This is a genomic window from Pseudocolwellia agarivorans (genome assembly GCF_002000085.1).
Classification (GTDB): Bacteria; Pseudomonadota; Gammaproteobacteria; order Enterobacterales; family Alteromonadaceae; genus Pseudocolwellia; species Pseudocolwellia agarivorans.
In genome coordinates, this window is the sequence record NZ_MUZU01000020.1 from 39678 (window position 1) to 51625 (window position 11948).

At 34.3% G+C, this 11948-nt stretch carries 9 protein-coding genes; 6 read left to right on the top strand and 3 right to left on the bottom strand.

Going from position 1 to position 11948, the window contains the following annotated elements; translation table 11 throughout:
• The first annotated feature begins 29 nt into the window (after positions 1-29).
• Positions 30-722 carry an SOS response-associated peptidase family protein gene (locus B0X80_RS19380; RefSeq protein WP_077343321.1) on the top strand — a complete coding sequence of 231 codons (693 nt, stop codon included), beginning with the start codon at positions 30-32 and terminating at the stop codon, positions 720-722.
• Positions 723-789: 67 nt separating this feature from the next.
• Here B0X80_RS19380 and B0X80_RS20670 read toward each other — a convergent pair whose 3' ends face one another.
• Together B0X80_RS20670 and B0X80_RS19385 are read right to left on the bottom strand one after the other, a co-directional pair.
• Positions 790-915 (bottom strand): hypothetical protein, encoded by a 126-nt coding sequence (locus B0X80_RS20670; protein WP_281253034.1) that lies wholly within the window; start codon positions 913-915, stop codon positions 790-792.
• A gap of 415 nt (positions 916-1330) precedes the next feature.
• Positions 1331-4039, bottom strand: coding sequence for a class I SAM-dependent DNA methyltransferase (locus B0X80_RS19385; RefSeq protein WP_077343324.1), 2709 nt, complete (start codon positions 4037-4039; stop codon positions 1331-1333).
• 218 nt (positions 4040-4257) lie between these two features.
• Between B0X80_RS19385 and B0X80_RS19390 the strand changes: the two genes are divergently transcribed.
• The 4 genes from B0X80_RS19390 to B0X80_RS19405 all read left to right on the top strand — a co-directional run bounded on the left by B0X80_RS19390 (position 4258) and on the right by B0X80_RS19405 (position 8386).
• Positions 4258-5160, top strand: a complete 903-nt coding sequence (locus B0X80_RS19390) for a DNA cytosine methyltransferase (protein WP_077343326.1) — start codon at positions 4258-4260, stop codon at positions 5158-5160.
• Positions 5161-6084 (top strand): DNA cytosine methyltransferase, encoded by a 924-nt coding sequence (locus B0X80_RS19395; RefSeq protein WP_077343328.1) that lies wholly within the window; start codon positions 5161-5163, stop codon positions 6082-6084.
• 673 nt (positions 6085-6757) lie between these two features.
• Positions 6758-7630, top strand: a complete 873-nt coding sequence (locus B0X80_RS19400) for an HAD family hydrolase (protein ID WP_077343330.1) — start codon at positions 6758-6760, stop codon at positions 7628-7630.
• Positions 7631-7633: 3 nt separating this feature from the next.
• Positions 7634-8386, top strand: a complete 753-nt coding sequence (locus B0X80_RS19405) for a hypothetical protein (RefSeq protein WP_077343333.1) — start codon at positions 7634-7636, stop codon at positions 8384-8386.
• A 28-nt stretch (positions 8387-8414) separates the two neighbouring features.
• On the opposite strand, the gene B0X80_RS19410 is transcribed toward B0X80_RS19405, so the two are convergent.
• Complete coding sequence (locus B0X80_RS19410; protein ID WP_077343336.1) at positions 8415-8609, bottom strand: tyrosine-type recombinase/integrase; 195 nt, start codon at positions 8607-8609, stop codon at positions 8415-8417.
• 333 nt (positions 8610-8942) lie between these two features.
• Here B0X80_RS19410 and B0X80_RS19415 point away from each other — a divergent pair, with 333 nt between their 5' ends.
• Complete coding sequence (locus tag B0X80_RS19415; RefSeq protein WP_077343339.1) at positions 8943-11612, top strand: DUF7133 domain-containing protein; 2670 nt, start codon at positions 8943-8945, stop codon at positions 11610-11612.
• Positions 11613-11948: the final 336 nt, after the last annotated feature.

The window sequence follows — 11948 nt, forward strand, 5'->3', positions numbered from 1 at the left end:
AAGTTAATTACTAAAACTAAACTCCAGTTATGTGCGGCAGATTTAATGCAACATTTGATAGCGGTGTAAAAAAACGTTATACCAGCTTAAACATTAATAAAGTCATTGATAAACCTATCGATAAAAGGTTTGTTAGCGCTGCTGATACCGTTTCAATCGTAAGAAATGTTAATGAAAGTAGAATTGTTCAAAACGCTATATGGTGGTTATTGTTAGAACAGCACGAAAACGGCTTTAAACCATCAAAATACACATCATTTAATACAAGATTTGATAAATTAAACACACCAAGAAGTGCTGGATATCAAGCATATCGGCAATCACGTTGCATTATTGCAGTTAAAGGCTTTGGTGAAACTGAATTTCACAATAAAAAGCCTGTTCATTATTACGATATGCAAGCAGAAAATGGTGGTATCTTATTAGGTGGTTTAGCAAGAGATTGGATTAATAAGCAAACAGGTGAAGTCACTACTTCCTGTTCAGTAATTACTTTACCACCACATGAAAAGTTAAAGCATATACACAGTAAAGCTATGCCATTAATGCTACCACAAAATGATTCACTGATTAATTCATGGTTAGATACTAGCAATACAAATGTCGATAACTTCAATCATTTACTTACACCACATATTCCACAAAATTTAACCGCTCACCAAATCGATAAACCCAAAACACATAATCAAATTAGTGAGCCAGAATTAATCAAAGCAGATTAACCAGATAGTTTTATTTAAACTGTAGCGGTTATTAATAACAAAACTTTTGTTAACCAAGTAAAGTTAATTAATTATCATCTGTTTTATCTGCTTTTTTAGTATCAATAATTACAACACCTTTAATTGGCTTTTTAGGTTTACGTGGTTTCTTCGGTGGTGTTGGTTTTATAGGTTTAATATCGGATAGTGTCATGTTAATACCTTCATTGCTTCCAAGGTATTTATCGAAAAATCAGCAGTAATTACATCAAGAAATAGGGTCTTAGTTTCAAATTTAGTGCTAGTTGCTTTAATCCCCTTTAGTAATAACGGGGAACAACGGATTGCATATCAGTTGTTCGGTATAGCTAGGGTAAATTTTTGAATTTCGAGTATATTCACAAGGCAATACTAGTAACCAAGTTAATTATTGATAGTCAGTTGTTCGGCCTAGATAGGGTAAGCTTCTACACTTACCCGTAATACCAACCAAATTTCATGTAACTAAGTTGCTACTCGACAATCAGTTCTCTCTGTAATTAAGGTTGTATTTATGAAAAATACAACGCAAAAATACTTCTATGATTTCAAAGTGAAACAGTCTGTTCTACACCAGATTTATCCTCAAATTAATCTAATAACCGCTCATACTGTTCAAATAAGAATTCAACCCTTTCTCTCTCTGAATCAAACTCCTCTTTCTTATAAACTTTATCGACAATTTTATCTAAGTTCATATGAGCTTTTTTTAGTTCTGGAGGCATTGAGTCTGGATCATATAAATCAGCAAGAGTTTCTTTCTTGAAGAGTTTTCTCACATCCAATATTTTTTTAGCTGCTTTTCTAACAGAATTCAACTGACTTGCAGTAGGAGCTTCAGGCCACGGGAAATTATTATATACGATATTACTTGAGTACCTATATCGGCTCTCTAAACGGCCACATACCGCTCTAGTCCAAGCATTGTGCATGGTTGATGTTAAAACACCAAAATGATAAAGATCTGATGAGCGCATAATTTTTACTAAATTACTACACATGGTACTTGGAACTTCAAATCCAATTGGAATAAACTCTCGTCTTTCCGAAGATACTTCAGGAATAATTAAATAGTTTTCTTCTGGAAAATTTTCTACATGTAAACGAGTAGGAAAGTTAGCTAATTTTTGTGTTGGTTTGCTTTTACTATCAGCTCGAAATTTCTTTACTAACGAAACTATTTTTCGAGCATGAGGCATTTTTTTTAGTACACTTGGCTCACAATCGCCTAACCATAAAAACCAACGGCAGCCACCATTTATTAATTCTTCAGCACCAATGTATGGCCTAAAATAGTTTTTAGATTTTGGCTCTTTTACGATAAATTCTCTCTTCTCTTCTTCCGAAAATATATAATTTCCATCGTCTATTGGCTTATTACCAATTTTCAATTTTGTTACTTCAGATATGGGCTTGTATCGACGTTTAAGAGTTAAATTTTTATAGTCAACTAAATATGGATTTATGTTCGAAACGGTAGTTCGAACTGGCGAACCATCTGCATTAGAGTAATCTATTAAGAACTTAGAAGTTGAAGTTGGTGAACCAAAACCAATAATTACACAATGAACTCCAGCTTTTCCTTTCGCTTCATTATTCCAAGGAAATGCACGATGTGCGAAGTGTATTTGAATTTTTTGATTAAGCAACCACTCCCATATAACCCCCGGTTGCTCTCCTTGCACCAATGAATTTGTAGTAACGAATGCGCATGTCACTTTATTATTTCTCTTAATGTATTCTGCAGACTTCACATACCAAGCAGCTACATAATCTAGTAAACCATAGTTTTTGATATGACCAAGTACAGTAGCTCTGTCTTTGGCTTTACTTTTATTTTTACTTACTTCTTTCGCCCCTGAAAAAGGAGGATTACCAAATATAAACGAAACTTCATCTGCAGGAATAATATCTTCCCAATTAATCAACAATGCATTGGAAATTACGATTGTTGAACTGTTATTTAAAGGAATACGTGCTAAGTAAAATCCAAACTTTATAGATGCAACTAAATTCATTTGATGATCAATCAACCACATTGCTACTCTGGCTATTTGAGTTGGAAATTCTTCTATTTCAATACCGTAAAACTGATCAATATTAACTTTAAACAGAGAAATCACTTCAACGTCAAGCCAACCTTTATCTACAAGGGTTTGAATAACATCCATTTCCAGTATCCGTAATTCTCTATAGGCAACAACTAAAAAGTTTCCACACCCACAAGCCGGATCAAAAAATTTAAGATTGGAAAGTTTATCAAGAAAAATTAAAAGTTTGTTTTTATCATCTAGTGCAAGGTCAAACTCTTCTCTTAGGCTATCTAAAAAAAGTGGTTCTATAACTTTAAGAATATTAGCTTCACTGGTATAGTGAGTCCCCTGTTCACGTCTTGATTTCCCATCCATCACAGATTGAAACAACGATCCAAAAATTGCTGGAGATATTTGAGACCAATCTAATGCAGAGCAATCAAGTAATAGTTGTCTCATGTCTGAATCAAAAGAAGCTAATGGCAAACTCTCTTCAAATAACTTTCCGTTGATATGTCGAAAAGCCATCTTTTGTTCATCTAAGTTTTTAAAACGTTCAGCAGTAGGTGTATTTAATATATGGAATAGTTCGTTCAGATAATTACTTAAATCTGAACCATCTTCGGCTGTTCGGTCTTCAAGAAAAATCCTAAATTGCTGTCGCTCAAAAATACCTGTATTGTCCGCAAACATGCAGAAGAGTAACCTGACTAAATAAAGACTTAAAGCGTGTCCCTTATAACCAATTTTGATCAATTGCTCGTATAATTCCCCCATGCTTTCAGACGCATGAATATCTACAGCTTTTTGTTCTCTTAATGGCTTTGTTGTATAACCAGCTATAAAACCAAATAAGTAAACATTTTCATGTAGTTCTTCTAGTTGAAATTCACTATAAGTATCATTTTCTAGATCATAAAGCCTAAAACGTGCAAAATCAGAGACAACTACATATCTAGGCAAATCTCGATCTTTCAATCCATCAAAATAATCAAACGCTTGGGTTTTAGCTTTGTCTAAACTTTTCCCTTTCGACTTATGTTCTACAAGCATGACGCCTTTCCAGAGAAGATCTATAAACCCATCTTTTCCATCATGTTTTTTAACATGCTTTTCAAAAGTAGCTACACGCTTTCTATCAACACCAAATACATCGAAAAATCCATCCCAAAATGTTTTTGCTTCGGATTGTTCAGAAGTTTCATCTATCCATTTATTGGAAAATGCAAGAGCTCTGTTTTTAATTTCATTCCAAGTTAATGGCATCTATTTATCCTTCTGAAAGTCCATTTTAAAATACATATACTGGTGTAGGCCGTTTAACTAACGGATTACTATAAAAAAATATATAGTATCGACTGTGGATAAATTTGCAATAAAAACACTGTAAAAATATCTAGTATTTAAGCTATAATGCTGTTTAAAAATCTGTAGATTTAAGTATTGTAAAAACTTGAACAATTAAAATTATTTTTAGGGCGTTAATGAAAGTAGTAGATTTATTCTCAGGCTGTGGAGGAATGACATTAGGATTTCAGAATTGTGGTTACTCTATTCAAGCAGCATATGACCACTGGGAACCAGCGGTTGAAGTTTATAAAAAGAATTTTACTCATCCAGCTTATGTGAAAGACCTTAGTGACGAATCAGTTAAAGACGAATTAAAGTTTTTTGAGCCTGATATATTGATAGGTGGTCCACCATGCCAAGATTTCTCTAGTGCAGGACAGAGAAATGAGAATGGTAAAAGAGCTGATTTAACAGTCACATTTAGTAATATTGTTTCATCTGTTAAGCCAAAGTTCTTTGTCATGGAAAACGTATCTCGAATAACTAAAAGTGGCGTTTTGAAACAAGCTAAGAATATATTAAAGCAAGCTGGCTACGGCTTAACAGAAACTATATTAGATGCATCTTTGTGTGGTGTTCCCCAAAAACGTAAACGCTTTTTTCTGATTGGTCATTTAGGTGGTGAAGACCACTTTTTATCTGATGCTTTAAATGAAAAGTTAGCTCAAAAGCCAATGTCTATTTTTGATTATTTAGGTGATTCTTTAGGTGTAGAATATTATTTTAGAATCCCTTTAAATTACAATAGACGAGCAATATTTAGTATCTATGAACCATGCGTAACTATTCGTGGAGTTGATAGACCTATTCCTAAAGGTTACAAAAAGCATCCTGGTGACTTAGTCGAAATAGGTGATAAAGTTAGAGCGCTTACAGTAAAAGAAAGAAGCTATATACAAACATTCCCAGAAGAATTCAATTTTTTTGGGACTAAAACAAATTTAAATCTAATGATAGGTAACGCTGTACCAGTTAAACTTGCTGAATATGTTGGATCAGCTTTAAAAAATTATATAAAGAAAAGTGAGTGTATTTAAGTGAAGGTTGTAGATCTATTCTCTGGTTGTGGCGGGATGTCTTTGGGGTTTCAAAATGCTGGTTTTTCTATAAATGCTGCGTTTGATAACTGGAAGCATGCAGTTGACGTGTATAAAGATAATTTTGATCACCCTATTTTCCTAAAAGACTTATCCAATAGCGATGTTGATAATGACATTGCAAGATTTTCTCCCAATATGATTATTGGGGGCCCCCCTTGCCAAGACTTTTCAATTGCAGGAAAAAGAAATGAAAATGGACAAAGAGCTAATTTAACACGTAGATATGCCGAAATAATTCAAAAGATAAGACCTGAATGGGTTGTGATGGAAAACGTTTACAATATAACTCGTAGCAAGATATTGCCTGAAACTTTAGATATTTTAAAACGTTCAGGTTATGGAATAACCCAGTTAGTTTTAGATTCTAGTTATTTAGGCGTTCCTCAAGCTAGAAAAAGATTTTTTTTAGTAGCACATTTATATTCTGAAGACGATTTTTTAACAGAGGAGTTATTAAGTAACCACTCTATAAAACCATTGACAGTAAAAGAATACTTTGGGAATAAGCTGGATACTGAATATTATTATATGCACCCGAGAAGCTATCAAAGGCGAGCTATATTTTCAGTTAATGAACCTAGCGCAACAATACGAGGCATTAACCGTCCAATCCCACAAAACTATGTTATTCATTCTGCTGATAAATCAAAAGATATCTCTATAGTAAGAGCACTTACAACGAAAGAACGAAGTTACATACAAACTTTCCCTGAGAATTTTCAGTTTAATGGCAGTAAGACAGCTATGGAATTGGCAATTGGAAATGCGGTTCCTGTAAAAATGGCAGAACATGTTGCGAACTCAATTCTAAGGTATATAGAGTCAATAGAAGTTAAAAGTAATTACGAGAAAAGAGCTTAATATTGAATTTCACGTCAATAAATCATAGGGCTATAATTGTATTTCAATATATTATTCAGCTAGTTAAACTGCATTAATGGCGACTTTAGCTATACCAAGCCGCTATCTTGTAATCAGTAGGTCGCCAGTTCGACTCCGGCAGTCGGCACCATTCATTCAAGCCCTAACTTCGGTTAGGGCTTTTTTGTATCTAGCGATTGGTTAAATTCTAAATCAATTTTCACTTACACCAATATTTTATCTACCCTGCACTATTAGTGGTGTACACGTCAGTTTATTATTTATTTCGTGATATCAATAGGCACAAAATACACCCTGTTTTGAATAAACCCAATTAGGGCACATTGGATATTAGGGTAATTCCATCAGAATAAAAAAGTTTATTAAGTGATTTCTACGGTGAAAAAAGGATTTGATCCGTTGCTTAGGGTATATAGGTTGGTATACAACTCACTAAAACTGCGGGTGAATTTTATTAGGGTAAATTAGTTGATGGTGTAAATATCCGAACTGGGTATTAGCACCAGTGATATCCGTTAGTTTGTTGTTTAAAGTAGTCAGTCTTATCGACTTACTCTTTATTACGTGTAAAATAACGCAATAAAGAGCCCTGATACAATAGTTAAAAAACTATAGCTATCCTAAAAACCTTAACTATTTTAAAGAATCCATTATGAAAAAAAACGTCTTAATTACTGATTTAGATAATACACTATTTGACTGGTTTGGCGTTTGGTATGCAAGTAACTTTGCAATGATTGAGCGTATATGTTCAATTTCAGGTGTAAACAAAGAAACTATTCTCTCTGAGATGAAAAGCATCCATCAAAAACACGGTACTGCCGAATACGCTTTCTTACTTGAAAGTCTACCTAGTCTCCAAAAGCTTTATGGAGAGCCGGAAAATATCAAAGAAGTGATGAATGATGCTATTTATGCTTTTAGAAAAGCACGTAAACATCACTTAAAACTATACGATACGGTAGAAGATACCTTAAAAAAATTAAAAGAAATTGGTGTATATATAGTTGCTTATACTGAATCAAAATCTTATTACACCTCATATAGAATTAAAAAACTGGGTTTAGACAACTATATCGACGTTTTATACTCTCCACCTGATCATGAATTACCAGACAGTGAAGGAACACATACAAAATTTGAATTTAGTCAAATGGATCACAAATTCACTCCTGATGGGGAGTTCAAACCTAACCCTACTTTATTGTTAGATATAATAAAAGATATAGGCTCAACTCCTTCAAATTGTATTTACGTGGGAGATAGTGAAATGAAAGATATGGATATGGCACAACAAGCTGGTGTTTCTGATGTATTTGCTAAATACGGAACCGCGCATTTTTCAGGTAACACTTCGGATTATGATTTATTAAGAGCTGTTACTCATTGGACTAATGAAGACGTTCAACGAGAAATAAAAATAAAAGAACAAAGTCATAATAATCCACCCAATTACACTATTAATGCGTTTGAAGAAATACTCACACTTTTTTCATTTCAAAAATTCACAAGCAAATTGAGCTAGTCCATGAACGATAAAGAAATAGCACTAGAGAAGCTTAAACTAAATGTTGAAGTTTGGAAAAAAGTTATCGATGTACAACAACATTTTAATGACTTAGAAATGAAAGTTCGAAACTTTGGTTTACTAATTATCTCTGCATTTATCAGTGTTATCGGTGTGAGTCTTAAGTCAAATTATGAAATAAATATATTCGAGTCAACAATTCCAGTGGGTAGCTTGATAGCCCTAGTAGCTCTATTTGTTTGGAATTTAGTTTTTTTTGTTGATGTGTATTGGTACCACCCATTACTTAAAGGCGCAGTGTTAAAAGGCATAGATCTAGAAAATGAGATCAAAGATGATCTTCCCGAAATTGGACTAACTCAAGCTATCGGTGAATCTAGTGCAATCAAGTTTTTATGGTGGAAAAAACTACACAGTACAACTAAAGCAAAAATATTCTACAATGGTGTATCAGTAGCATTAGTCGCAATAGCTATATCTTTAATGTTTTTTACGAGCAATGGAAAAGAAAACACTCAAGCGGCAAGCGTTGAATCACAATTCTCAGTGACAAATAATAAACTAAATACTTTGTTAAAACAGTCAGAGATATTAAAAAGAAACCTTTCAGAATTATCAGAAAGTCAGGTTGATAATTGTCCTCAAAATTCATGCTCAGTTGTATCACTTCAGGGCGAATTAGAACTTTTCAAAAAAGAAATTGACGATCATATGGATCGTCATTTGAATATAATTAGAAAAATAGTTAAATAAATGTATTTTCATTTATAAAATACTCGGGTTATAAATCATTAAACCGATCAATCACAGCTTTCATTTTCTCAGCCACTTGATTCTTTTCTAAGTGTGCATATCGCATTGTAGTTGCGATATTTGAATGCCCTAATATATGAGCAGTTTCTTGAACCGTCATACCATTCTGAACAAGCCTTGAAGCACATGTATGACGAAAATCATGTACACGGAAATCTTCAATACCAGCATTTACTCATATTAGGAAAGACTCAGAGAATTTAGGTAGTAGAATGCTTGCGTGGATTATTACCGCTTTTATCGTACTCTTTATTAGGTAAGCCATTTTTGGTGCAGCTTCTCATTCTTCTAGATTTTAAAACCTATATACAAGCTTAAAATCCGTATTAATGATAGATATCTATTTGACCCACTCCACACGTTACTAACAAAAACAATACTTCACTAATAAAATATAACGTTTTCCTCATAAATGTGATATTTTTCATCGCATAGCTAACGCTAGATTATAAAAATATTGTTCACGATTTTATGAACCATTCAAATGAGCCAAACTATGATAAGAATAATCAGTAGACCTTTACTCTATTTAACCCTTTGTTTACAGCTAGGCTGTAACTCTCCAACTGATAGTGAAGATGTACATTCAGCTAATTCATCAGAAAAACCAAGTAAAGCTGACAGTTCAAAAGTTCATAAACATGGCGATGGATACAAAAAACAATTAAATAAAATTGTTGGTCTTTCGCCACAAGCATCTCATGAAAAAATAGTCGTGCAAGACGGTTTTATAACTGAACTTGTTGCTCATGAACCAACCATTGAAGAACCCGTATTAATGACCTTTGATGGTAAAGGCAGAATGTATGTCGCTGAAATGCTGACTTATATGCAAGATGCTGATGGTACAGGGCAAATGAACCCTGTAAGTCGTATTAAGCGACTTGAAGATACTAATAACGATGGTGTGGTTGATAGTTATACGGTATTTGCTGAAAACTTACTTTTACCTCGCATGATTTTGCCACTTGAAGATGGAAAAATATTAGCCCGTGAAACCAATACCTTTGATTTATTATTAATTGAAGATCTAGATGGTGATGGTATATCTGATAAACGCACCACCATTTTTAAAGGTGGTCCTCGCGGCGGTAATTTAGAACACCAACCAAGCGGCTTAATTTGGGGAATTGATAACTGGTTATATGTTACTTACAGCAATCAACGCTACCGAATAAAAAATGGCAAAGTAACACGTCAAGAAATACTCTTCGGCGGAGGACAATGGGGTCTTGGGCAAGATGAAACCGGACGTTTTTATTATTCTTCCGCCGGTGGAGAAAACCCTGTATTTGGTTTTCAGTTTCCGAGTGTTTACGGGATAATTCCTATTAATGGTGAAACAACTGAGGGTTTTAACGAAGTATTTCCGATTGAAACAACGCCTGATGTACAAGGTGGCCCCAAACGTTTAAGAGAAGATAACACCTTAAATCATATTACTGGCATTGCCGGCCAAAATATTTACTTAGGCGATAAACTGCCTGAGTTATATGGAAACTATATTGCACCTGAACCTGTAGGCAACTTAATTCGCCGCGCTGAAGTAGTACGTAAAGATGGTTATACCACTATTAGCCATCCTTATCAGGCAGAACGTAAAGAATTTATTGCATCAACTGACGCTGCATTTCGCCCAGTTTGGAGTGAAACAGGCCCAGACGGCACACTTTATATTGTTGATATGTACCGCGGAATTATTCAAGAAGGAAATTGGACTAGAAAAGGTTCATTTCTAAGAAAGGTAATCGATAAATTTGGCTTAGCAGATATCGTTGGTGGTGGCCGAATTTACCGTATAACTAAGCCAGAAATCAAATTAGGCGCAAAGCCGAACATGTACGCTGAAACACCTATTGAATTAACCAAACACCTAGCGCATGCCAATCATTGGTGGCGTATTAATGCGCAAAAACTCATTGTGCTTTCACAAGATAAATCAGTTGTACCAGAACTTAAAAATATAGTTAAAAACCATAAAAATAGCCATGCACGTTTACATGCGCTTTGGACATTAGAAGGGCTAGGTATAATCGATAAAGATTTATTAGTATCAGCTTTTTCAGACACTGATAGTAATGTTCGTACCGCAGCTTTAAGAATATCGGAACAGTTGGTCAGTAAATCAGATAAAAGCATCATTGATGTTTGGCAATCATTGCTTTCAAAAGCCGATATTGAACTAACGCAGCAAATATTTTTATCTACCTTCTATGTTGATACGCCAACTACACAGCAAAGCAAAATCCGTAAACAAATTATGGCTAAATATCCTGAACATAAAAGCATAGCAGCGATTAATCAGGCGATTACATATCAAATAGTGGAAAAAGAAAAGTCGGCTGCTTTAGCTAAAGGCAACAAAGAATTGGCAATGTCGTTAAAACGTGGCGCGCAAAACTACAATTCATTATGTGCAAGTTGTCATGGCAAAGACGGTAAAGGCACACCTGCAGGTGAACAGTTAATTGCACCATCATTTCATAACAATGCTCGTGTTAATGGTAATTTAGCGAGTCTTGGCAGTATTGTTTTACATGGCTTAACGGGGCCTATTGAAGAAAAGAATTATGTTGGTGGCATAATGGCTTCAATCGCATCAAATAACGACCAATGGATAGCTGATGTATTAACGTATGTTAGAAATAATTTTAATAACAAAGCTTCAATGGTTACCGCTAATCACGTTAAAACACTTAAAGCCTTAAACAAGAGAAATACTCCGTGGACAATAAGTGAATTAAACCAAACCTACGGGAATGAATTAACCAATAAAACTCAATGGAAATTTAGCGCTAGCCATAATCCTAAAAATTTCGACGCTTTAATTGATGGCAAAGCAGATTGGGCTAAATGGGGAAGCGAGAGTTTACAAGAAATAGGTATGTGGCTGCAGGTAGAGCTGCCCAATGTTTATCAAATTTCACAAGTTGTGATGGAGTGTAACAAGTGGAAACATCACTGTGCCAACGCTTTCGATTTAACATTCTCTATCGACGGAAAAAACTGGAAAACCGTTGATTCAAATATTGAAAAGAGCGCAACTAGAGTAAGTGAAACGCTAGGTCAACAAGCTAAGTTTATTAAATTCACGCTTAAAAATGGTAGTTCTAAAGTGGCTTGGGCTGTTACTGAATTGAATATATTTGGTAGTCCAATAGAGTAACTTTATATACCCGTTACCAATCAAGAGGCTATTTCAGGACAGGACGTCAAAATCCTCATAAGTACTTTAGATAAACATATTACAATTAATTATCTTTATAAAATCCATTCACTCATAACATTAACTTTGTGTTATGAGTGAATGGCGATCTGAATACAATAGTATTATTGAGGAAAATAACTTAAGCCGAACAGAAGTTATTTATTAAGTGCCCCCCCCCACAGGTTACATTAAAATACAAATAAAGTGAGATTTATGACCTGACTATTTCGACATTTTAATGGTTTGTAAAGAAACGTATTCTTCTAAACCATAAGTGCCAAACTCGACACCAAA

Excerpts from the sequence above, each read along its gene's own strand:
- B0X80_RS19380 (WP_077343321.1), top strand. The coding sequence starts at position 30 with ATGTGCGGCAGATTTAATGCAACATTTGATAGCGGTGTAAAAAAACGT.
- B0X80_RS19415 (WP_077343339.1), top strand. The coding sequence starts at position 8,943 with ATGATAAGAATAATCAGTAGACCTTTACTCTATTTAACCCTTTGTTTA.
- B0X80_RS19385 (WP_077343324.1), bottom strand. The coding sequence starts at position 4,039 with ATGCCATTAACTTGGAATGAAATTAAAAACAGAGCTCTTGCATTTTCC.
- B0X80_RS20670 (WP_281253034.1), bottom strand. The coding sequence starts at position 915 with ATGACACTATCCGATATTAAACCTATAAAACCAACACCACCGAAGAAA.
- B0X80_RS19405 (WP_077343333.1), top strand. The coding sequence starts at position 7,634 with ATGAACGATAAAGAAATAGCACTAGAGAAGCTTAAACTAAATGTTGAA.
- B0X80_RS19390 (WP_077343326.1), top strand. The coding sequence starts at position 4,258 with ATGAAAGTAGTAGATTTATTCTCAGGCTGTGGAGGAATGACATTAGGA.
- B0X80_RS19400 (WP_077343330.1), top strand. The coding sequence starts at position 6,758 with ATGAAAAAAAACGTCTTAATTACTGATTTAGATAATACACTATTTGAC.